The 22,033-nt window shown below is 67.0% G+C and carries 18 protein-coding genes; 8 read left to right on the forward strand and 10 right to left on the reverse strand.

Annotation, left to right across the window (positions count from 1 at the left end):
• From D2N39_RS16605 to D2N39_RS16625, 5 genes are all read right to left on the reverse strand, one after another.
• A complete protein-coding gene (locus D2N39_RS16605) occupies positions 1-900 on the reverse strand; it encodes an NAD(P)-dependent oxidoreductase (RefSeq protein ID WP_119135904.1) in 900 nt (299 codons plus the stop codon).
• Positions 900-2,333, reverse strand: a complete 1,434-nt coding sequence (locus D2N39_RS16610; protein WP_119135974.1) for an aldehyde dehydrogenase family protein — start codon at positions 2,331-2,333, stop codon at positions 900-902. Before D2N39_RS16610 ends, D2N39_RS16605 begins: the two co-directional genes overlap by 1 nt.
• Positions 2,334-2,337: 4 nt before the next feature.
• Complete coding sequence (locus tag D2N39_RS16615) at positions 2,338-3,903, reverse strand: trimethylamine methyltransferase family protein (protein WP_119135905.1); 1,566 nt, start codon at positions 3,901-3,903, stop codon at positions 2,338-2,340.
• 121 nt (positions 3,904-4,024) lie between these two features.
• The gene (locus D2N39_RS16620) at positions 4,025-6,475 is read right to left on the reverse strand and encodes a GcvT family protein (RefSeq protein WP_119135906.1); all 2,451 of its coding nucleotides are present in this window, start codon (positions 6,473-6,475) and stop codon (positions 4,025-4,027) included.
• 78 nt (positions 6,476-6,553) lie between these two features.
• A complete protein-coding gene (locus tag D2N39_RS16625) occupies positions 6,554-8,995 on the reverse strand; it encodes a GcvT family protein (RefSeq protein ID WP_119135907.1) in 2,442 nt (813 codons plus the stop codon).
• 70 nt (positions 8,996-9,065) lie between these two features.
• Here D2N39_RS16625 and D2N39_RS16630 point away from each other — a divergent pair, with 70 nt between their 5' ends.
• Entirely contained in the window at positions 9,066-9,983 is a 918-nt protein-coding gene (locus D2N39_RS16630) for a LysR family transcriptional regulator (protein ID WP_233557217.1), read from the forward strand.
• A gap of 31 nt (positions 9,984-10,014) precedes the next feature.
• On the forward strand, positions 10,015-10,323 hold the full coding sequence (locus D2N39_RS16635) for a monooxygenase (protein WP_119135909.1): 309 nt from the start codon (positions 10,015-10,017) through the stop codon (positions 10,321-10,323).
• A 93-nt stretch (positions 10,324-10,416) separates the two neighbouring features.
• On the opposite strand, the gene D2N39_RS16640 is transcribed toward D2N39_RS16635, so the two are convergent.
• Positions 10,417-11,106, reverse strand: a complete 690-nt coding sequence (locus D2N39_RS16640) for a GntR family transcriptional regulator (protein WP_199725279.1) — start codon at positions 11,104-11,106, stop codon at positions 10,417-10,419.
• On the reverse strand, positions 11,103-12,452 hold the full coding sequence (locus D2N39_RS16645) for a formimidoylglutamate deiminase (protein WP_119135976.1): 1,350 nt from the start codon (positions 12,450-12,452) through the stop codon (positions 11,103-11,105). Before D2N39_RS16645 ends, D2N39_RS16640 begins: the two co-directional genes overlap by 4 nt.
• Positions 12,453-12,527: 75 nt before the next feature.
• Here D2N39_RS16645 and hutI point away from each other — a divergent pair, with 75 nt between their 5' ends.
• The 6 genes from hutI (at position 12,528) to D2N39_RS16675 (ending at position 19,948) form a co-directional block, all read left to right on the forward strand.
• Positions 12,528-13,715 carry an imidazolonepropionase gene (gene hutI, locus D2N39_RS16650; protein WP_233557218.1) on the forward strand — a complete coding sequence of 396 codons (1,188 nt, stop codon included), beginning with the start codon at positions 12,528-12,530 and terminating at the stop codon, positions 13,713-13,715.
• A complete protein-coding gene (hutH, locus tag D2N39_RS16655) occupies positions 13,705-15,237 on the forward strand; it encodes a histidine ammonia-lyase (RefSeq protein ID WP_233557220.1) in 1,533 nt (510 codons plus the stop codon). Before hutI ends, hutH begins: the two co-directional genes overlap by 11 nt.
• Entirely contained in the window at positions 15,234-16,373 is a 1,140-nt protein-coding gene (locus D2N39_RS16660; protein ID WP_119135911.1) for a CaiB/BaiF CoA transferase family protein, read from the forward strand. Before hutH ends, D2N39_RS16660 begins: the two co-directional genes overlap by 4 nt.
• On the forward strand, positions 16,366-17,505 hold the full coding sequence (locus D2N39_RS16665) for an acyl-CoA dehydrogenase family protein (RefSeq protein ID WP_119135912.1): 1,140 nt from the start codon (positions 16,366-16,368) through the stop codon (positions 17,503-17,505). Before D2N39_RS16660 ends, D2N39_RS16665 begins: the two co-directional genes overlap by 8 nt.
• 11 nt (positions 17,506-17,516) lie before the next feature.
• Entirely contained in the window at positions 17,517-19,199 is a 1,683-nt protein-coding gene (gene hutU, locus D2N39_RS16670; protein WP_119135913.1) for a urocanate hydratase, read from the forward strand.
• Between the two features lie 95 nt (positions 19,200-19,294).
• Complete coding sequence (locus D2N39_RS16675; protein ID WP_119135914.1) at positions 19,295-19,948, forward strand: flavin reductase family protein; 654 nt, start codon at positions 19,295-19,297, stop codon at positions 19,946-19,948.
• Positions 19,949-19,953: 5 nt separating this feature from the next.
• On the opposite strand, the gene D2N39_RS16680 is transcribed toward D2N39_RS16675, so the two are convergent.
• The 3 genes from D2N39_RS16680 to D2N39_RS16690 are packed head-to-tail and all read right to left on the reverse strand — an operon-like array spanning position 19,954 to position 22,006.
• Positions 19,954-20,478: a gamma carbonic anhydrase family protein gene (locus tag D2N39_RS16680; protein WP_119135915.1), complete on the reverse strand. Its 525-nt coding sequence runs from the start codon at positions 20,476-20,478 to the stop codon at positions 19,954-19,956.
• The gene (gene gmk / locus D2N39_RS16685; RefSeq protein ID WP_119135978.1) at positions 20,475-21,110 is read right to left on the reverse strand and encodes a guanylate kinase; all 636 of its coding nucleotides are present in this window, start codon (positions 21,108-21,110) and stop codon (positions 20,475-20,477) included. The genes D2N39_RS16680 and gmk overlap by 4 nt, the downstream gene beginning before the upstream one ends.
• A 2-nt stretch (positions 21,111-21,112) precedes the next feature.
• On the reverse strand, positions 21,113-22,006 hold the full coding sequence (locus D2N39_RS16690; protein ID WP_119135979.1) for a YicC/YloC family endoribonuclease: 894 nt from the start codon (positions 22,004-22,006) through the stop codon (positions 21,113-21,115).
• Between the last annotated feature and the right edge of the window lie 27 nt (positions 22,007-22,033).

The following is a 22,033-nucleotide window of genomic DNA, read 5'->3' on the forward strand; positions in this document are numbered from 1 at the left end:
TTATTCCAGCCGTGCCGGGAAGCCTTCGGCGCGCAGGTCGGTGCCCAGCAGATCCTCCAGCAGCTTGACGATCTGCGAGGATTGCGCCGCGCCGCCATAGGCCGCCTTGCCCTTGAGGAAGGTCTGGTTGGTCACCGAGGCCAGATCCAGCGGCACGCCGAATTCGCGGCCAAAGCCCATGGCAAAGCCCAGATCCTTCAGCGCCAGATCCATGGTGAAGGCGATGTCATAGCTGCCGTTCAGGATCAGCTGACCTTCGGTTTCATGCACGAAGCTGTTGCCGGATGAGGCCCGGATCGCCTCCCACGCGGTTTTCAGATCCAGCCCGCCGCGTTTGGCCAGCATCAGCGCCTCGCCATCGGCGACCAGATGAATGAAGGCCAGCATGTTGGTGATGACCTTGATCACCGCCGCGCTGCCCAGCGGCCCCATGTGGAAATGCTGCCCGCCGATGGCATCCAGCGCGGGCTTGTGCGTCTCGTAAAGCGCAGGCTCGCCCCCTACCAGAACCGTGATCTGGCCGCGCGCCGCCAGATGCACGCCGCCGGTCACCGGCGCCTCAAGCATGGCGACACCCTGTTCCGCCGCCAGTTGACCCAGCCGTAGCACATCCTCGCGGCCGAGCGTGGAATTCTCGATCCAGTGCGCGCCCGGTTTCATCACCGGCAGAATCTGTGCCAGCACCGTTTCGCTGATCTGCGGCGAGGGCAGGCAGGTGAAGACGTGATCGACCTCCGCCGCCAGTTCCGCTGCCGACCCCGCGACTTTCGCACCCAGCGCCCGGTGCCGTTCCGCCAGCGCCGGGCTGCGGTCATGGACCGTCACATCGAAGCCCGCGCCGATCAGGCTGGCCGCAAGATGCCCGCCCAGATTGCCCAGACCCACATAGCCATAGCGCATCATGCCTCTCCGTATCCGACCAGCGCCTTGACCTCGCAGAAGTCATGGATGCCCCAGCCCGCATATTCCCGGCCGTTGCCCGATTGCTTGTAGCCGCCGAAGGGCGCGAACGTGTCCCAGTCGGGGTAGTTGAGGCTCACCTGCCCTGCCCGCAGCCGCCGCCCGACGGCGCGCGCCTCGGCCTCCGGCCCCTGCACATAGGCGGCCAGCCCATAGGGTGTGTCATTGGCCATGGCGACGGCCTCATCGACCGTATCATAGGGCAGGATCGCCAGCACCGGGCCAAAGATCTCCTCGCGCGCGATGGTCATGTCATTGGTGACATTGCCAAAGATCGTCGGCCGCGCGAACCAGCCGCGATTGACGCCCTCGGGTCGCCCCGGTCCGCCGCAGACCAGCGTCGCGCCCTCGGCGATGCCCTTTTCGATCAGCGCCTGCACCTTGTCGAATTGCATGCGGCTGACCAGCGGCCCCATGGTGGTGGCGCTGTCGCGCGGATCGCCCACGACAACGGCCGCCGCCGCGCCCGCCGCAATCTCCAGCGCCGCGTCATGCTGGGCGCGCGGCACGAACATCCGCGTCGGCGCGTCACAGCTTTGCCCGGTATTGCCGAAGCAGCCCTCGACCCCGCCGCTGACCGCCGCCGCCAGATCGGCACCGGGCAGGATGATATTGGCCGATTTGCCACCCAGCTCCTGCGCCACGCGTTTCACCGTGGGCGCCGCCGCCGCCGCGACGGCTGTGCCTGCGCGGGTCGATCCTGTGAAGCTGACCATATCCACCTCGGGGTGACAGCTCATCCGCGCACCGACCACCGGGCCATTGCCGTTCACCATGTTGAACACGCCTTTCGGCACGCCCGCCTCATGGCAGATCTCGGCAAACAGCGTGCCTGACAGCGGTGCGATTTCCGAGGGCTTCAGCACCATGGTGCAACCGGCGATCAGCGCGGGCGCCACCTTGCAGGCGATCTGGTTCATCGGCCAGTTCCATGGCGTGATCAGCGCGCAGACCCCGATGCCTTCGTAAATGATCCGCGTATTGCCGCGCGAATATTCCCAGACCATTTCCTCGGCGGCGGTGATGGTGCTTTCGATATGCACCTGCCCCGCCCATGCCTGCGCGCCGCGCGCCCATTCGATCGGCGCGCCCATCTCAAGGCTCATCGCCTGCGCGAAATCCTCATAGCGGCTGTTATAGACCTCCAGCACCCGGCGGACGAGCGCGATGCGATCCGCCAGCGGCGTGGCGGTATAGCTGTCGAAAGCTGCACGCGCAGCCATGATGGCACGGTCGGCATCGGCCTCCGACCCCAGCGCCACCTCGGCCACGATCTCTTCCGTCGCCGGATTTTCCACGCCGATGCGTTCGCCGCCCAGCGGATCGACCCACGCACCGTCGATATAGAATTTCAGCAGATTCGCAGGGATCATGGCATCACCGGAAATGAATGTTGAAACGGGCGCGGATTGCCGCATCGACCTCTGGGGCGATCTGGCAACCGGCCTTGGCGAGGATGTCATTCTTGCGCGCAATCGCCCGGTCGAGCAACACCGGCTTGCCCGCCTCATTCCATTCCTTCGGGGACATGCGATTGCCGACCACGGGATAGACATATTCGGTCTGCATCAGGCTCAGCGTCTGGCCGGAGCCGAGGTAATGGCCCGGCCCGCCCAGACAGGCCTCCTTCATCGCGTCGATCGAGGTGGAATCCTCGGTCACGTCAATGCCGCGCACCAGCCGCATGACCTGCCCCAGAATGTCATCCCCCATGATCAGGCTTTCCAGACAGAAGCCCAGCAGCGAGGCATGCATCCCGACCGCTTCGTAACACATGTTCAGCCCGGACAGGCCCGCCAGCGTATTGGTGATGCCCTGTTCCCATCCCGCCTGCATGTCGGGCAGCTTGCTGTCGGTGATGCCTGAGGCGGCACCGCCGGGAAGGTTGTAGAAGCGGTGCATCTGCGCGCAGCCCGCTGTCAGCAGCGCCTGTTCCGCACTGCCCCCCGACATGGCGCCGGTGCGCAGATCGCTGACAAAGGGCCAGGTGCCGAAGATCGCGGGCGCGCCCTTCTGGATGGCGTTCACATAGACCACCCCGGCCAGACATTCCGCCATGGCCTGCACGATGGCCAGCGCGATGGGCGCGGGTGCCGTCGCCCCGGCCTGCCCGGCAGACAGCAGCAGGACCGGCATGCCGCGGCGCACACAATCCTCCATCACCATGCAGCTTTCTTCGGCGAATTTCATCGGCGGCACGACAAAGCAATTGGAATTGCTGACAAAAGGCCGCGCGCGCCACGCCTCCTCGCCGCCCGCCACCATATGCAGCAGCTCGAAACAGCCCGCCACATGGCCCGGGTCGCTGAACGAGGTGCCGACATGCTTGCGCGTTCCCGCAAGGCAGCCATAGAGCGTGTTCACATCCATGTCGAAATTGTCCACCACATCGCGGCAGACCATGGTTCGCTGGTAGAAATGGATGTTGTCGAGGTTCTGCACCAGCCGCGCCGCGTCATACAGATCCTGCGCCGTCGATTCACGATACTCCAATGTCACCGGATCGACGATATGCACCGCCGCGCCCGCCGTGCCGAAATGCACATTGGAGCCGCTCAAATGCAGGTCATACTTTTCGTCGCGCCCATACAGCGTCAGGTCGCGCGCGGCGACCGCCAGCATGTCCTCGACCAGCGCGCGCGGAAAACGGATACGCCCGTCATCGCCCAGCACCGCCCCGGCCCCGGTCAGGATCTCCACCCCGCTGGCGGGCGCATTGGCCAGCCCGATGACCTCCAGCGCCTCCAAAGCCTGCGCATGGATTTTCGCTACACCGGCATCACTCAGCGGCCGGTAGCGCCCGCCCGGCATCCCGGCCCGCACCGGCCGCAGCGCCTCGGCCAGCGGCGCCGCCCGCTCTGCCACCCGCGCCGCCCGTCCGCCCGTCCGTCCCGCTGCCCGCCGCGCCCGCGACGGCTCGCAAACTTCGCCCTGTTCACTCATCGCACGCTCCTGCCCTGCCTTCATCTTGGCAAAAATATCCTCGGGGGGTCCGGGGGGCAGACAGCCCCCCGGCTTTTGTTCCGTCCGGCGGGGTAAAAAGCCCCCCGGTTTCTGTCCGTCCCTACATCCGCACCCGCGCGGCCTTGGGGTCATACATCGGCACCAGCGAGGCTTCGGCCGCATGTCGCACCCCCGCCACCTCGATCTCGTAGCGCGAGGCCAGAACCTCCGCCTCACTCTCGCCCGCGCAGGGCACATAGCCCATGCCGATAGCGCCACCGAGCGCGTGGCCATAGTTTCCGCTGGTCACCGGCCCGACGATCCGGCCGTCGCGCACGATGGCCTCGTTGTGGAACAGCAACGGCTCGGGGTCGGTCAGGCGGAATTGCACCATGCGGCGCGAAAGCCCGGCCTCTTCTTTCCGCAGCACCGCCTCGCGCCCGATGAATCCGGGTTTCGAGGTCCGCACCGCGAAGCCCAGCCCCGCCTCCAGCACATGATCCTCGTCGGTGATGTCGTGGCCGAAATGGCGGAAGGCCTTTTCGATGCGGCAACTGTCGAGCGTGTGCAGACCACACAGCTTCATCTCCGGCGCCGCTTCCTCTAGCGCCTCGAAAACATGCGCGGCCTGATCGGTCGGCACATAGATCTCCCAGCCCAGTTCGCCTACATAGGTCACCCGATGCGCGCGGGCGAGGCCCATGCCGATCTCGATTTCGCGCGCAGTGCCAAAGGGATGCGCGGCGTTGGAAAAATCGTTCGGGCTGACCCGTTCCATCACCGCCCGCGCCTCTGGCCCCATCAGGCACAGCACCGCCTCGCCCGCCGTCACATCGGTGATGACCGCGAAATCCTCGCCCAGATGCCGCCGCAGCCAGGCCAGATCGCGTTGCAGCGTCGCCCCCGGCACCACCAGCAGGAAGGCGGTTTCGCTCAACCGCGTCACCGTCAGGTCGCTTTCGATGCCGCCGCGTTCATTCAGCATCTGGGTATAGACGATCCGGCCCGGCGCCACGTCGATCTGATTGGCGCAGACCCGGTTGAGGAAAGCCGCCGCATCGCGCCCCTCGACCCGGATCTTGCCGAAACTCGTCATGTCGAACAGGCCCACGCCGGTCCGCACCGCCATATGTTCTGCGCGCTGGTTGTCGAACCAGTTCTGCCGCTTCCACGAATAGCGGTAGTCCCGTTCCTGCCCCTCGGCCGCGAACCAGTTCGCCCGCTCCCATCCCGCAACCTCGCCAAAGACCGCGCCGCGCGCCTTCAGATGTTCGTGCAGCGGTGACCGCCGGACCCCGCGCGCCGTGGCCATCTGGCGATAGGGAAAATGATCGGCGTAAAGCAGGCCCAGCGTCTCGCTCACCCGCTCTTTCAGGTAGCGGCGGTTCTTCTGGAACGGCTGGGCGCGGCGGATGTCCACCTCCCACAGGTCAAACGGCGCCTCGCCCTCGGTGATCCAATGCGCCAGCGCCATGCCCGCCCCACCAGAGGAGGCGATGCCCACCGAATTATACCCCGCCGCGATCCAGTAGCCGCCCAGCTCCGGCGCCTCGCCCAGATAATAGCGATCATCGGGGGTAAAACTTTCCGGCCCGTTGAAGAAGGTATGGATGCCCGCCGTTTCAAACAGCGGCATACGATTGGTCGCCATCTCGAGGATCGGCGCGAAATGGTCCCAGTCCTCGGGCAGGGTGTCGAATTCGAAATCCTCGCGGATGCCGCCCATGCCCCAGGGTTTCGCCTTCGGCTCAAACGCGCCGACCATCATCTTGCCCGCGTCCGATTTGTAATAGGCGCATTCGTCCGGCACCCGCAGCACCGGCAGATGGCCGAGGCCGTCAATGCCTTCCGTCACCAGATAGAAATGCTCGCAGGCATGCAGGGGCAGCGTGACACCGCTGGAGGCCGCCAGATCACGCCCCCACATGCCGCCGCAGTTGATGACGACATCGGCGGCGATATGGCCCTGCTCCTCGCCGCGCTGCCAGGACACGCCGGTGACACGACGGCGGCCATTCTCGGCCGCCTCGGTGACGCCGGTGACCTTGACGTTCTCGGCAATCGTCGCGCCCTGCATCCGCGCGCCTTTGGCCAGCGCCATGGCAATATTGGCCGGGTCGCATTGCCCGTCCAGCGGCAGATGCACCGCCCCCACCACGCCATCGGTGTTCAGATGCGGATACATCGCCTTGACCTCGGCGGGCGAAATCTCGTGCACCGCCACGTCGAAGATGCGCGCCACCGTGGCCTGACGCAACAACTCCTCATGCCGTTCCTTCGTCAGCGCGACCGAGATCGAGCCGACCTGCCGCATCCCCGTTTCAACCCCGGTTTCCTGCGCCAGCCGGACGTAAAGATCGGCCGAATATTTCGCCAGCCGCGTCATGTTGGCGGAACCGCGCAACTGCCCGATCAGCCCCGCCGCATGCCATGTGGTGCCTGAAGTCAGCCGCTTGCGCTCCAGCAGCACGATGTCGCGCCACCCGGCCTTCGCCAGATGATAGGCGACCGAACAACCCGAGACCCCGCCGCCGATGATCACCGCCCGCGCCTTTTGCGGAAGTTCCGTCATGTCACCGCTCCTGCGCCCGCCGCTTGCAGGCAAAAGTTTTCCGAAAACTTTTGCAAATTTCTTTGCAAGAAATTTGCGTCACGCCCGGATCCGCGCATTCGCCGGATCCCAGAGCGGTTCATCCTTCTGCACCCGCGCTTTCAGCCGCTCGCCGAAGACTTCCACCTCGACCTCGGTGCCCGGCACCGCCAGATCGGCGCGGATCATGCCCAGCCCGATGCAGGCGCCGACGCGGTGGCCCCAGTAGCCACTGGTCAGCTCGCCCACCACCTGCCCGTCCTGCCAGATCGTCGACATATAGGGCGGATCGAAATCGCCGGTCTCGATCACCAGCGTGGCAAAGCGCTTGGTGACGCCCGCCTGCTTTTCCGCCTCCAGCGCCGCCTTGCCGCGGAAGGCGGGTTTCGACCAGTCGATGAAGCGCTCCAGCCCGCCTTGCAGCAGGGTGTAATCGGTCGAAAGGTCACCCTTCCAGGCGCGATAGCCCTTCTCCACCCGCAGACTGTTCAGCGCGAACATGCCGAAGGGTTTCAGCCCGTGGCCTTCGCCCGCAGCCATCACCGCCTCCCAGATGCGCGGCGTATCGGCGTTGCGCGAATGGATTTCCCAGCCAAGCTCGCCCGCGAAGCTCACGCGCATCAGCAGGCAGTCGGCCCCGGCGATCACCGCCTTCTGCCAGGTCAGCCAAGGGCGGGAAAGATCTGCCTCCGCCACTTCGGCAAGGATGGCGCGCGCATTCGGCCCGGTCAGGATCTGCGTCGCCCAATCGGCGCTTTCGTCCGTCAGGCTCAGCCCCGGTTCCAGATGACGTTCCAGCCATTCGCGGTCATGCGCCTGCGCCGTGGCGGCGGTGATGAGCCAAAGCTCGTCCTCCGCCAGCCGCGCCACCGACATTTCGGTCACGATGCGGCCCTTGTCATCGGCGAAATAGGCCAACCCCAGCCGCCCGACCGACGGCACCTTGCCGCTGATCTGCCGGGACAGCCACTCGGCCGCGCCCGGTCCGGTCAGCCGGAAGCGCGAGAAGCCCGGCAGGTCCAGAATCCCCGCCGCATCGCGCACCGCCGCGCATTCCTCGGCCACCGCACCGAACCACGGCCCGTCGCGGCGCCAGGTCTGGGTGCCTTGCTCGGAAGTGTCATCGCCCGGCCGCGCATACCACAGCGCACGTTCCCAGCCGTTATAGGCGCCGAATTGCGCCCCCAGCGCCCTGGTCTGTGCATGCACCGGGCTGAGGCGGCGGTCGCGCGCCACCGGCCAGGCGTGGTGCGGGAAGTGGATGGCATATTCGTGACCGTAAACCTCCATCCCCTTCTGCACGCAATAGTCGCGGTCCTCCCAGCCGGTGAAACGGCGCGGGTCGCAGGACCACATGTCCCATTCGGTCGCGCCCTCGGTCACCCATTCCGCCAGCACCTTGCCCGCGCCGCCGGCCTGACAGATGCCGAAGGTGAAAACGCAGGCCTCGAAGGCATTGGGCACCCCCGGCATCGGCCCGATCAGCGGATTGCCGTCCGGCGTATAGGGGATCGGCCCGTTGATCACCTTGGTCAGTGCCGCCTTCTCCAGCAAGGGCACCCGCGCCATGGCATCGGCGATATACCATTCCAGCCGCTCCAGATCGTCGGGGAAAAGCTGGAAGCTGAAATCCTCGGGGAAGGGATCGTCCTTCGTCACCCAATGCGCCTTGCAGTTCCGCTCATAGGGGCCAAGGTTGAAGCCGTATTTTTCCTGCCGCAGGTAGTAACTGCTGTCTACGTCGCGCAGCAGCGGCAGCTTGTGGCCCACCTCTTTCGACCAGCTTTCGATCTCGGAGATGGTGTCGAACAGCATGTATTGATGGCTCATCACCATCATCGGCACGTCGCGGCCGAACCATTTGCTGACCTCACGGGCATAGTAGCCGGCGGCATTCACCACGATCTCGCAGCGGATCTCTCCCTTGGGGGTGGAAACCACCCATTCCTCGCCCTCGCGTCGCACGCCGGTCGCCGGGCAGAAGCGCTCGATCCGCGCGCCCATGGAACGCGCCCCCTTGGCCAGCGCCTGCGTCAGCTGCGCCGGGTCGATGTCGCCGTCATAGGGATCGTAAAGCGCCCCGGTCAGGTCATGCGTTTCAAGGAAGGGATAGCGCGTGCGGATGTCCTCGGGCGACAGGATGTCGAGGTCCATCCCCTGATAGCGCCCCATGCCGACGACACGCTTGAATTCCTGCAAGCGTTCCGCCGTATGCGCCAGCCGGACCGAGCCGGTGACATGGTAGTTCATCGGATAATCGACCTCGGCCCCCAGACCACGATACAATTGCGCCGAATAGCGCTGCATGTTCATGATCGACCAGCTTGAGGAAAACGTCGGCACATTGCCCGCCGCATGCCAGGTGGACCCGGCGGTCAGTTCGTTCTTCTCCAGCAGCACGCAGTCGCTCCATCCCGCTTTCGCCAGATGGTAAAGCGCAGAGGCTCCGACCGCCCCGCCCCCGATGATCACAACCCGCGCCGTTGTCGGAAAATCCGCCATGATCCACTCCCTGTTTGGGCGGAGTATCTGCCCGCTTTTTCGCGCTTTCAATTCACCGGGACGCGCCCTATTGATCGGAAAACCCGATCACGGTGCCGCCATGCAGATCGACCTTCTGGACACGTTTCTCGACCTTTGTGAAACGCGCAGCTTCAACCGAACCGCAGAACGGCTGGACGTGACACAAAGCACCGTCTCGGCCCGGATCGCGGCGCTGGAAACGGCGTTGGGCGCCCGGCTTTTTGCCCGGTCCCGCGCAGGCACCGATCTGACGATGGAAGGGCGGCGCTTCGAATCCCATGCCCGCAGCCTGCGCCATGAATGGAACGAGGCGCGCCGCCGCATCCGCCTGCCCGACCGCGCGGCACAGCTGATCCGGCTGGGCATCCAGAATGACCTTGCCGCCCAGCATATCGGCGAATGGGTTGCCGATTTCCGCCGCGCCCTGCCGGAAACCGCCTTTTATATCGAGCCGGATTATTCCAACCAGATGTGCGCCGACCTGCTGACCGGGGTGCAGGATTTCGCGGTGATGTTCTCGCCCAAGCCCCACCCCGACCTGCATTTCGAAACCGTGGGCGAAGTGCCCTATGTCATGGTCTCGTCCGAGGCCGAGACGCTGGAACAGGTCAGCCCCGACAGTTTTGTCTTCGCGCATTTTTCGCCCGCCTTCGAGCGGATGCACCGCGAGGTGACGCCGCAATTCGCGGGCTCCGCCATTTCGGTGGGCCAAAGCGCCACCGTCGCCAGCCTGCTGACCGCGATGGGCGGCGCGGGTTATGTGCTGGAGAAAACCGCGACCGGGCTCGTTGCCAGCGGGCATTTCCGCCATGTCACCGATGCGCCGGTGCTGCGCCAGCCGGTCTATGCCGCGTTGCACCTGCGGCACCGCATCTCGCCGCTGCACCGCCGCCTCACCCGCATCGTGCGCCGCCGCCTTGCCGCCGCAGGCCCCGAGCCACTGGACAGCCCGCCCCGCGCCGCCTAGCCTCGCCCGGCAACGTATGCAGGAGGTCCCGATGCCCGTCACCCTCGTTCAGGTCGATTTTCCCCATTCCGGCCCCTGGGGCGCCGAAATGGCCGCCGCCTTCGAAGGGCTGGCGCAATCCATCGCGGCCGAGCCGGGCTTCCTGTTCAAATACTGGACCGAGGATCAGGCACAGGGCATCGCGGGCGGCATCTACGGATTTGCCAGCCGGACGGAGGCCGAAGCCTATCTGACCATGCACACCGCCCGGCTTCAGGGCTTCGGCGTCAGCGGCATCCGGGGCCTGATCCTCGATGTGAACGACACATTGTCACGCATCGACAAGGCACCCGTGCTCTGAACCCCGCCCCTTTCATCTTGGCATAAATATCCCGGGGGACGGCCGCAGGCCGGGGGGCAGCGCCCCCCTTGCAACGCCTCGGACCGCAACGCCTCAGACCATCGTCTGCATCCGATACCCCGGCGCATGGGCCAGCCGCACGCAGGTGATGGGCCGCTCGCCCTCCCATGTGGTGCGGTCGATGACGAAAAGCGCCGCCCCCTCCGCAACCTCCAGCAACCGCGCTTCCGCCGCACTGGCGTTGGCGGCGGAAAAACCGATGTCGCCGGTGGTATAGGGCACATGCGTCAGCAGCCATTCATTCGCGCTGACCGCATGGAAATCCGGCGCGGCCCGCCCCAGAACCTCGGGGTTCAGCCAGCGGTCCTCCAGCAGGACAGGCCGCCCGTCCGCCAGATGCAGTGCGGTCAGATGCAGCAGCGCGGCCCCTTTCGCCAGCCCCAGACGCGAGGCGATGGCCGGCGGCGGCTCGTCGCGGTCTTCGGCCAGCAGGCGGTAACCATAGCGCTGGCCGCGCCCCTCAATCTCCAGCCGGGTCACGGGAATATCCAGCGTCGCCTTCCGCACCGGATGCAGCGCCACGCGGGTGCCGGCCTTGCGGCGCCGTTCCAGCACGCCCTCCTCGGCCAGTTCACGCAGGGCCCGGTTCACCGTGGCCCGCGCCACGCCGAATTCGCCCGCCAGCGCCTCTTCCGTCGGAATGGCGGCGCCCGGCGCCCAGTCGCGGGCGCGGATGCGGCGCAGCACCTCTTCGCGGATGTCCTCCCAGCCCGAAACCTTCACATCACCCCCACCAGCCGCCGCATCACCGCGCGATAGCGTGCCTCGATCCCGTCCCGCGCTACATGGCGCCCACCCTGCACCACATGACGCCCCGCCGACCACAGATCGGCCACCAGCCGGTCGTCGCCCGCGAAAATCCAGGCGTCGAGGATCGCATCGCCCCGCCGTCCTTCCAGCATCAGCGCGCCCATGTCCAGCGCCACCAGATCGGCCCAGAGCCCCGGCGCAATCGCCCCGGCGGCCCGTCCCGCCGCCTGCGCCCCGCCGCGCGCGGCACCTTCCACCAGCACCCGGCCGTTCGAGGCCTCGGCGCTCGCCAGCATCGCCCGCCCCCGATCGCGCAGGCGTTGCGAATATTCGTAGGATCGCAGCTCCTCGGCCTGCGAGATACGGATATTGCTGTCGGACCCCACGCCGAACACGCCGCCCGCCGCCTGCCAGCGTAGGCCGTCAAAGATGCCATCGCCCAGATTGGCCTCGGTGATCGGGCAAAGCCCCGCCACCGCGCCGGTGCGGGCCAGCGCCGCGGTCTCGGCCGGCAGCATCTGGGTCGCATGGATCAGGCACCAGCGCGCATCCACCGGCGCATGGTCCAGCAGCCATTCGGTTGGCCGCGCGCCGTAAGCCGCCTGCACTTCCTCCACCTCGGCCACCTGCTCTGCCAGATGCAGATGCACCGGCCCGCCGAAGCCCGGCATTGCGGCGAGCGTGTCCGGGTTGACCGCGCGCAGCGAATGCGGCGCCACGCCGATCGCCCCGTCCGGCAACGCCGCCACCGCCTGCGCCGCGCGCTCATGCAGCTGGGCAAAACGGTCAAGGTCATTGCCGAAGCGCAACTGCCCCGTGGTCAGCGCCCGCCCGTCGCAACCGCCGCGCTCGTAAGCCACCGGCAGCAGTGTCAGCCCGATGCCGGTTTCCTGCGCCGCCGCCACGATCCGCGCCGACATCTCGGCCAGATCGGCATAGGGCGCGCCGCCCGGCTGGTGATGCAGGTAATGGAACTCGCTGACCCCGGCGAAACCGGCCTCCAGCATTTCCACCTGCACCAGCGCGGCGATGGCCTGCACATCCTCGGGCGTCAGATGGTCGAGAAAGCGATACATCAGCGTCCGCCAGGTCCAGAACGAATCCTGCCCCGCCCCGCGCCGTTCGGTCATCCCGGCCATGGCGCGCTGGAAGGCATGCGAATGCAGGTTCTGCCCGGCCGCCAGCAGACAGCCCACGCGCCTGCCTTCCGGCGCCGCGCCCGGCGTGACGGCGGCAATGCGCCCTTCGGCCAGATCCACCCGCACCGCCTCGGCCCAGCCCTGCGGCAGCAGCGCCACCTCCGCCCAGATCACCGTCATCGCATCCTCTTGACAGTCGTTATTATGTGCAGACATATTCACATCAAGCGCAGACAAAAGCAAGCGGGGAGCGCGATGATTCTGACCAATGCAACCGTGGCAACGATGCAGGAGGGCTATGGGCTGATCCCGCAGGCTGCCATTGTGATCGAGGGCGACCGCATCGCCTGGGTGGGGCCGATGGCCGACCTGCCCGCCAGCGCCGCGCCGGTGACCGATCTTGGCGGCCGGCTGGTGACGCCGGGCCTGATCGACTGCCACACCCATCTGGTGTTCGGCGGCGACCGCGCGCGGGAATTCGAGATGCGGCTGACCGGCGCCTCTTACGAAGACATCGCCCGCGCCGGTGGCGGCATCGTCTCCACCGTCACCGCCACACGCGCGGCATCCGAGGACAGCCTGCTCGCGCAGGCACTGCCCCGGCTCGATCAGATGCTGGCCGAGGGCGTGACGCGGATCGAGGTGAAATCGGGTTACGGCCTCGACATCGAGACCGAACTGCGGATGCTGCGCGTAGCGCGGCGGCTGGAAACGCTGCGCCCGGTGCGGATCAGCACGACCTTTCTGGGCGCCCATGCCATTCCGGCCGAATACAAGGACCGCGCCGATGATTACCTCACCGAACAGGTGATCCCCGCCCTGCGCCGCGCCCATGCCGAGGGGCTGGTCGATGCGGTAGACGGCTTCTGCGAGGGCATCGCCTTTTCGCCCGACCAGATCGCCCGCGTCTTCGCCGAGGCCCGCGCCCTGAACCTGCCCGTCAAGCTGCATGCCGAGCAATTGTCGAACCTGCATGGCGCGGCGCTGGCGGCGCGGCACAGGGCGTTGAGTGCCGACCATCTGGAGTATCTGGATGCCGAAGGCGCGCGCGCCATGGCGGCGGCGGGCACGGTGGCGGTGATCCTGCCCGGCGCCTTCTATGCCCTGCGCGAAACGCAACTGCCGCCTGTGGCGGTTTTGCGCGAGGCCGGTGTGGCGATGGCGGTGGCCACCGATTGCAACCCCGGCACCGCACCGATGACTTCGCTTTGCCTTGCCATGAACATGGCCTGCACCCTGTTCCGCCTGACCCCGCTGGAAGCGCTGTCGGGCACCACCTGCATCGCCGCCCGCGCGCTGGGTCAGGCCGAGGAAGGCCAGATCGCCCCCGACTTCCGCGCCGATGTGGCGATCTGGCAGGCCCGGCACCCGGCCGAGCTTGCCTATCGCATCGGGGCCACACCCCTTCACGCCCGCATTTTCGGAGGCCGCCTTGACGCCTGAAATTCTGATCCCCGGCCAAACCACGCTTGACCAGCTTGAACGGCTGTGGCGCAATGAGGCCCCGGCACGGCTGGCCCCCGAGGCCCGCGCGGGCGTCGAGGCCGCCGCCGCAAAGATCGCTGCCGCCGCTGCGGGTGACGTGCCTGTTTATGGCGTGAACACCGGCTTCGGCAAGCTGGCAAGCCTGAAGATCGCCGCGCAAGATACCGCCAAACTTCAGAAAAACCTGATCCTTAGCCATTGCTGCGGCGTGGGCGAACCGATGCCTCGTGCCACCGCACGGCTGATGATGGCGCTGAAACTCCTGTCGCTGGGCCGTGGCGCCTCGGGCGTGCGGTGGGAGGTTGTGGCGATGCTGGAGGCCATGCTCGACAAGGGCGTGACCCCGGTGATCCCGGCGCAGGGGTCCGTCGGGGCCTCGGGCGATCTGGCGCCGCTGGCGCATATGGCGGCTGCCATGCTGGGCGCGGGCGAGGCCGAATTCGCAGGCAGGGTAAAGCCCGCCGCAGAAGCTCTTGCACATGCAGGGCTTTCTCCGATCACGCTTGGCCCGAAAGAGGGTCTGGCGCTCATCAACGGCACACAGTTTTCCACCGCCTATGCGCTGGCCGGTCTGTTCGGCGCATGGCGTGCGGCGACGACCGCGCTGACCGTCTCGGCCCTGTCGACCGACGCCATCATGGGCTCGACCGCACCGCTGCGGCCGGAAATCCACACCCTGCGCGGCCATGCCGGTCAGATCGAGGCCGCCGGATTCATGCGTGCGCTGCTGGACGGTTCGGAAATCCGCGAAAGCCACCGCGAGGGCGACAGCCGGGTGCAGGACCCTTACTGCATCCGCTGCCAGCCGCAGGTGACCGGCGCGGCGATGGACATCCTGCGTCAGGCCGCCCGCACGCTGGAGATCGAGGCCAATGCCGCCACCGACAACCCGCTGGTGCTCAGCGACGGGGCCATCGTCTCGGGTGGTAACTTTCACGCGGAACCTGTTGGTTTTGCAGCGGATATGATTGCACTTGCGATCAGCGAGACCGGCGCCATCGCACAACGCCGCGTGGCCCTGATGGTGGACCCGACGCTCAGCTTCGACCTGCCGCCCTTCCTGACGCCGAACCCCGGCCTCAATTCGGGCCTGATGATCGCCGAGGTCACCACCGCCGCGCTGATGAGCGAGAACAAGCATCTGGCGCACCCTTGCGTCACCGACAGCACGCCTACCTCCGCCAACCAAGAGGATCACGTCTCCATGGCTGCGCATGGTGCGCGGCGGCTGGGGCGGATGGTCGAGAACCTGAACGTCATTCTGGGGGTCGAGGCGCTGTGTGCCGCGCAGGGCGTGGAGTTCCGCGCACCGTTGGCGACCTCTGCGCCGCTGGCCGGGGTGGTGGCACGGCTGCGGGCCGAAGTTCCTGCGTTGAAGGACGACCGCTACATGGCGCCAGATCTGGCCACCGCCGCAAGGCTGGCCAGCAGCGGCGCGTTGGTGGAGGCGGCGGGCATCGCGCCCCCGGCGCTGGCATGAAGCCGCTGGACGGTCTGCGCGTGCTGGATCTGACCCGCGTTCTGGCGGGTCCGTTCTGCACCGCGCTGCTGGCAGATCTGGGCGCCGAGGTGATCAAGCTGGAGCCGCCCGCAGGCGATGATTACCGCCATATCGGCCCCTTCGTGCAGGGTGAAAGCGCGCTGTTCACGCTGGTGAACCGCGGCAAACAGTCAATCGTTCTGGACCTGAAATCCCCGGCGGATCAGGCGCTTGCCCGCGACATCGCCCTGCAATGCGATGTGGTGGTGGAAAACTTCCGCCCCGGCGTCGCGGCCCGTCTGGGGCTGGGCGCCGAGACGCTGCGCGCGGCGAAACCGGGGCTGATCTATGCCTCGATCTCGGGCTTCGGCCAATCCGGGCCGGCGGCGCATCTGCCGGCCTATGATCTTGTGGCGCAGGCCATGTCCGGCCTGATGGCCGCAACCGGCGAGGAAGGCGGCGCCCCCCTCAAGGTGGGCGAAAGCTACGGCGATCTGATGGCCGGTCTTTACGCAAGCTGGGCCATTCTTGCCGCGCTGCACCAGCGGGATCGCACCGGCGAAGGCGCCACGATCGACGTGGCGATGTTTGACGCGCTGTTCTCGCTCTTGCCCACCAGCCACGCACTGCATTTCTACGCCGGGAAGGCGCCCGCGCGCACCGGCAACCGTCACCCGCTGTCCACGCCCTTCGGATGTTTCACCTGCGCCGACGGGCAGGCGGTGATCGCGGTGCTGGGCGATGGTCAGTGGCAGCGGCTTTGCGCCCTGATCGGCGTGACGCCCGCACCGCATCTGGCAACGGACGAGGCCCGCACCGCACATGAACCCGAGGTTCGCGCGATGATCGAGAGCTGGACAGGCCCGCGTTCGACGGCCGAGGTGGTCGCCGCCCTTGCGGCAGCGGGTATTCCCACGGCCGAGGTGCAAACGCTGGCGCAGGCGGCGGAAAGCCCCCATGCGCAGGCGCGTGGGCTGGTCTCCGACCTGCCGCATCCGGTGCTGGGCAATGCGAAGATCATCGGGCAACCCGTTCGCTTCAATGGCGAAAAGCCGATATCACCCACCTCCGCGCCGCAGCTTGGCGCCGACCGCGCCGCGATCCTGCACCGCCTTGGACTTACCGACCATGACTGACCTTTTCCACATGCTCAGCGATGAGGAACGCGCCTTCCTCGACATGCTCGCCCGCTTTTGCGCGCAGGAACTGGCGCCGAAAGCCGCCGCGACAGATGAAAGCGGCGCCTTCGTCCATGACCAGCTTGCCGCCCTTGCCGCGACCGGCATGATGGGCGCCAACCTGCCCGAACCCTGGGGGCCGGGCATCAGCGCGCAGGCGCTGCTGCGGGCCGTTGAACTGGTGGCGGGCGGCTGCGGGTCCACCGTCTCGGCGCTGACCGCGCATTACCTCGCGACCGATTCCATCCTGATCGGCGGCACCGCGGCGCAGCGCGACCACTGGCTGCCCCGGGCGGCCGAGGGCACCGCGCTTGGCGCCTTTGCACTGACCGAACGCAATGCCGGGTCCGACCCCGCCGATATGCGGACCCGAGCCACCCGCACGGCGGAGGGCTGGCACCTCAAGGGCGCCAAATGCTTCATCTCCAATGGCGGTGTCGCGGATTTCCTGATCGTCTACGCCGTCACCGACCCCTCGAAAGCCCATAAGGGCATCAGCGCCTTCCTCGTGCCCAGGGGCACGCCCGGCCTGACACCCGGCCGCGCCGAACGCACCATGGGCCTGCGCGGCGGCCATGTGTGGGAACTGGATCTGGATTGCCACCTGCCCCCCGACGCCTTGCTGGGCGACGAGGGCACCGGCTTTCGCACCGCGATGAAGGTGCTCGACAATGGCCGGGTCGAGGTCGCTGCCATGTGCACTGGCATCGCGCAAGCCGCCCTTGATGCCGCCGTCGCATGGACCAAGACCCGCATCATCGGCGGCGAGCCACTGGCCAATCGTCAGGGCATCCGCTGGCAACTGGCCGACATGGCGCTGGACCTGCGCGCCGCCCGCCTTCTGGCGCTGGAGGCCGCGCGGCAACGCGCCCTCGGCCTGCGCTTCAGCGAGGCCGCCAGCATGGCGAAACTCGCCGCATCCGAAATGGCCGGGCGCGTCACCGACGGCGCGCTGCAACTGCATGGCGGCTATGGCTACACCGCCGACTTCCCGCTTGAACGCCACGCCCGCGATGTCCGCATCATGCGGATTTACGAAGGCTCTTCCGAAATCCAGCGCGGCATCATCGCCGCCCATCTGCTTGCCTGAGGATCGCCTCCATGAACAGCCGTCACAACACCCGCGACATCTTTCCGCCCACCGGCCCCACACTGAACGCAAAGAACTGGCAGGCCGAGGCCGCGCTGCGCATGCTGATGAACAACCTCCACCCCGATGTGGCGGAAAACCCGCATGAGCTGGTGGTCTATGGCGGCATCGGCCGCGCCGCCCGCACGTGGGAGGATTTCGACCGCATCTGCGCCGCGCTGAAGGATCTGGAGGCGGACGAGACGCTGCTGGTGCAATCGGGCAAACCCGTCGCCATCGTGCGCACCCATGCCGACGCCCCGCGCGTGCTGATCGCCAATTCCAACCTCGTGCCGCATTGGGCCACCTGGGAACATTTCAACGAGTTGGATCGCAAGGGCCTGATGATGTATGGCCAGATGACCGCCGGGTCATGGATCTATATCGGCACCCAGGGCATCGTGCAGGGCACCTACGAGACCTTCGCCGAGGCCGGGCGCCAGCATTATGCGGGCGATCTGACCGGCAAATGGGTGCTGACCGGCGGGCTTGGCGGCATGGGCGGCGCGCAGCCGCTGGCGGCCGTGATGGCCGGGGCCTGCTGCCTCGCGGTCGAGGTGGACGAGACGCGGATCGACTTCCGCCTGCGCACCCGCTACGTCGATGCCAAGGCGAAAACGCTGGACGAGGCGCTGGCGCTGATCGACGACTGGACCGCGAAGGGCGAAGCCAAATCGGTGGGCCTTCTGGGCAATGCCGCCGAGGTCTTCCCCGAACTCCTGAAGCGCATGCAATCGGGCGGCCCCCGCCCCGATATCGTGACCGACCAGACCTCCGCCCATGATCCGCTGCACGGCTATTGCCCTGCGGGATGGAGCGTCGGCGACTGGCGCGCAAAACAGGAAACCGCGCCGGCCGAGGTCGAACGCGCCGCCCGCGCCTCGATGAAACAGCATGTCGCGGCCATGGTCGGCTTCCATGAGGCCGGCGTGCCCACCCTCGATTACGGCAACAACATCCGTCAGGTGGCCACGGACGAGGGGCTGGACAACGCCTTCGCCTTCCCCGGCTTCGTGCCGGCCTATATCCGCCCGCTGTTCTGCAAGGGCATCGGTCCGTTCCGCTGGGCCGCGCTGTCGGGCGACCCCGAGGACATCGCGAAAACCGACGCCGCGATGAAGAAACTATTCCCGGAAAACAAGCATCTTCACCGCTGGCTGGACATGGCCGCCGAACGCATCGCCTTTCAGGGCCTGCCCGCGCGCATCTGCTGGATCGGCCTTGGCGACCGCCACCGCGCGGGGCTGATGTTCAATGACATGGTTGCCAGCGGCGAACTCAAGGCGCCTGTCGTCATCGGCCGCGACCACCTCGATAGCGGCTCCGTCGCCTCGCCCAACCGCGAGACCGAGGCCATGCGCGACGGCTCGGATGCCGTGTCGGACTGGCCGCTTCTGAACGCGCTGACCAATACTGCCTCGGGCGCCACCTGGGTCAGCCTGCATCACGGCGGCGGCGTCGGCATGGGCTTTTCGCAACATGCAGGCGTGGTCATCGTGGCCGACGGCACGCCCGAGGCCGCCAAACGCCTCGAACGCGTGCTGTGGAACGACCCGGCCTCGGGCGTCATGCGCCATGCCGATGCAGGCTATGACATCGCGTTGGATTGCGCCCGCGACCACGGCCTGCGCCTGCCCGGCATCCTCGGCAACTGAGGCTCTTGCTTCTTGCCAAAATACTCCACGGGGGTCCGGGGGTGTGAAACCCCCGGTCCGCACCGCAAAACCCGCGCCAACGGAAGGAACCTTACATGCATTACGCTCCGGGGTCCGAGCCCTGCCCGCTGCCCTACTCCCCGTTCAAGGCCTGCACCGTGCCGCGCCCGATCGGCTGGCTTTCGACGATTTCGAAATCGGGCATTCCCAATCTCGCGCCCTACAGCCAGTGGCAGAACCTGACCTTCGATCCGCCGATGGTGATGTTCGCCGCCAATCAGTATTCCGACGGCCGCCGCAAGCATACCGTGATCAATGCCGAGGAAACCGGCTGGTTCGTCTGGAACATGTGCACCTATGACCTGCGCGAGGCGATGAACCAGAGCGCGGTGGAATGGCCCGAGGGCGACGATGAATTCCTGCGCGCGGGCGTCACCGCTGCGCCCTGCATCGACGCGCCGGGGCCGCGCGTGGCCGAAAGCCCCGCGCATTTCGAATGCCGTTACCTCTCCACCCACCGTCTGCGCGGCAATTCAGGGCACGGCTGGGTGGATGTGGTGTTCGGCGAGGTCGTGCGCATCCATGTCGCCGATCATGTGCTGACACCGGATGGCAAGCTGGACTACGCGAAAATCCGGCCGCTCGCCCGCGTCGGCTATCACGATTACACCAGCTTCGCCGAAACTTTCACCATGCCCATTCCCGGCGCGACCGGCGCGGCAGCGGCAGGGCTGGAGGGCAAGGCGTAATCTAATCAGCCCGCGACCGGCTTCATCCCGGCCCGGAACCGCGCCGCATTGGCGCGGTAGCCTTCCGCAGATTTCAAGAGCCGCGCCCGCGCGGCCTCGTCCAGTTGCCGCACCACCTTGCCCGGCGCGCCCATGACCAGACTGCCATCGGGGATTTCCTTCCCCTCGGTGATCAGCGCCCCGGCGCCGATCAGGCAACCCTTGCCGATCTTCGCACCATTCAGCACCGTGGCCCCCATGCCGATCAGGCTGCCGTCGCCGATGATGCAGCCATGCAGCATCGCCTTATGGCCAATGGTGCAATCGGTGCCGATGACCAGCGGATAGCCCATATCGGTATGCAGCACGCAGTTTTCCTGAACGTTCGATCCGGCGCCGACGCGGATTTCCTCGTTGTCGCCGCGCATGGTCACGCCGAACCAGACCGAGGCGCGCGCCTCCAGCACCACCTTGCCGATCAGATTGGCATCCGGCGCCACCCAGGCATCCGGGGCGATCTGCGGCGCCACACCGTCAAGCTCATAGATCATCGCGCGTCAAACTCCCTGTTCAGGCCGCGCACAAACTCCGACAGGCCGGGCTGACGGTCGCGGCGCATGCGTTCGGCCCTGAGGATCGTCACCAGCTCCTCGAAGGCCCGGTCGATGTCATGGTTGACGATGACGTAATCATATTCCGCCCAATGGCTGATCTCGTCACGGCTTTTCGCCATGCGGCCCGCAATCACCTCGTCGCTGTCCTGCGCGCGGCCGCGCAGGCGCCGGTCAAGCTCGGCAATCGAGGGCGGCAGCACGAAGATCGACACCACATCACGGCCAAGGCTGGAGTTGCGGATCTGCTGCCCACCCTGCCAGTCGATGTCAAAGAGCGTGTCGCGCCCCTCGGCCATCGCTGCCTCCACAGGCCCCTTGGGCGAGCCGTAGAAATTGCCAAACACCTCGGCATGTTCCAGCATCTCGCCCGCCGCCGCCATCGCCTCGAATTCAGCGCGGGACTTGAAGAAATACTCGCGCCCGTCCACCTCGCCCTGACGCGGCGCGCGGGTGGTGGCCGAGACGGAAAACCGCAGCGTTGGATCCCAGTCCATCAGCCGCCGCGCCAGTGTCGATTTGCCCGCCCCCGAGGGCGACGAGAGGATAAGCAGCAAACCCTTGCGCGTCATGGTCATTCCACGTTCTGAACCTGTTCCCGCATCTGGTCGATCACCGTCTTGAGGTCAAGCCCGATGCGGGTCAGGCCGATGTCCTGCGCCTTGGAACACAGCGTATTGGCCTCGCGCATGAATTCCTGCATCAGGAAATCGAACTTGCGCCCGACGCTGCCGGGTTCCGCCAGCAGCTTGCGCGCGGCCTCCACATGGGCGGCAAGGCGGTCCAGTTCCTCGGTCACATCGGTTTTCACCACGATCAGCGCCAGTTCCTGCGCCAGCCGGGTTTCATCCGCCGCCTCGGCCGCTTCCAGCAGGCGCCCGACCTGCGCGCGCAACGCCTCAGCCTGACGGGTGCCGCGCAGACCCGCCTGGGCTGCGGCCTCCTCGCGCAACAGGGCAATCCGGTCGATCTGGCCCGCGATCACCGCTTGCAGCGCCGCCCCTTCGGCCGCACGGGAGGCGGCAAAATCGGCCAGAAGCGGCGGAAGATCGGCAAGGATGGCGGCCCGCAGCGGAGCGGTATCCTCGTCCATTCCCCCGCTTTCCACCACACCGCGCCAGGTCAGGACATCGGCAGGTGACGGCTGCGTCAGCGTCACGCCGGTTTCCATCGCCGCCGCCTCCACCGTCGCCAGCGCCCCCAGCACGGCACGCAGCGTCGCCTGATTGAGCCGCAGCGCCTCGGCCTCCGGCGCGTCGCGGGTGACGCGCAGGCTGAGGCTGACATTGCCGCGCCCCAACGCCCGGCCCAGTTCGGCGCGCAGCGCCTGTTCCAGACCGTCGATCCAGTCCGGCACCCGCAAACGCAGGTCCAGCCCCTTCCCGTTGACCGAGCGCAGATCCCAGATCCAGCCCGCCCCGGCACCCTGCCCCCGTCGCGTGGCAAAGCCCGTCATCGAATGCGTCATGTTCATCCTCGCTTCGGCCCGGTCGGG

Origin of the sequence: Gemmobacter lutimaris, assembly GCF_003570715.1 — a bacterium.
GTDB lineage: Bacteria > Pseudomonadota > Alphaproteobacteria > Rhodobacterales > Rhodobacteraceae > Gemmobacter > Gemmobacter lutimaris.

Bases quoted from the DNA above. Each gene is read 5' to 3' on its own strand.
- D2N39_RS16675 (WP_119135914.1), top strand. From the start codon at position 19,295: ATGCATTACGCTCCGGGGTCCGAGCCCTGCCCGCTGCCCTACTCCCCG.
- D2N39_RS16610 (WP_119135974.1), bottom strand. From the start codon at position 2,333: ATGATCCCTGCGAATCTGCTGAAATTCTATATCGACGGTGCGTGGGTC.
- D2N39_RS16635 (WP_119135909.1), top strand. From the start codon at position 10,015: ATGCCCGTCACCCTCGTTCAGGTCGATTTTCCCCATTCCGGCCCCTGG.
- D2N39_RS16660 (WP_119135911.1), top strand. From the start codon at position 15,234: ATGAAGCCGCTGGACGGTCTGCGCGTGCTGGATCTGACCCGCGTTCTG.
- gmk (WP_119135978.1), bottom strand. From the start codon at position 21,110: ATGACGCGCAAGGGTTTGCTGCTTATCCTCTCGTCGCCCTCGGGGGCG.
- D2N39_RS16690 (WP_119135979.1), bottom strand. From the start codon at position 22,006: ATGACGCATTCGATGACGGGCTTTGCCACGCGACGGGGGCAGGGTGCC.
- D2N39_RS16605 (WP_119135904.1), bottom strand. From the start codon at position 900: ATGCGCTATGGCTATGTGGGTCTGGGCAATCTGGGCGGGCATCTTGCG.
- D2N39_RS16620 (WP_119135906.1), bottom strand. From the start codon at position 6,475: ATGACGGAACTTCCGCAAAAGGCGCGGGCGGTGATCATCGGCGGCGGG.
- D2N39_RS16645 (WP_119135976.1), bottom strand. From the start codon at position 12,452: ATGACGGTGATCTGGGCGGAGGTGGCGCTGCTGCCGCAGGGCTGGGCC.
- D2N39_RS16680 (WP_119135915.1), bottom strand. From the start codon at position 20,478: ATGATCTATGAGCTTGACGGTGTGGCGCCGCAGATCGCCCCGGATGCC.
- D2N39_RS16615 (WP_119135905.1), bottom strand. From the start codon at position 3,903: ATGAGTGAACAGGGCGAAGTTTGCGAGCCGTCGCGGGCGCGGCGGGCA.
- hutU (WP_119135913.1), top strand. From the start codon at position 17,517: ATGAACAGCCGTCACAACACCCGCGACATCTTTCCGCCCACCGGCCCC.
- D2N39_RS16625 (WP_119135907.1), bottom strand. From the start codon at position 8,995: ATGGCGGATTTTCCGACAACGGCGCGGGTTGTGATCATCGGGGGCGGG.
- D2N39_RS16665 (WP_119135912.1), top strand. From the start codon at position 16,366: ATGACTGACCTTTTCCACATGCTCAGCGATGAGGAACGCGCCTTCCTC.
- hutI (WP_233557218.1), top strand. From the start codon at position 12,528: ATGATTCTGACCAATGCAACCGTGGCAACGATGCAGGAGGGCTATGGG.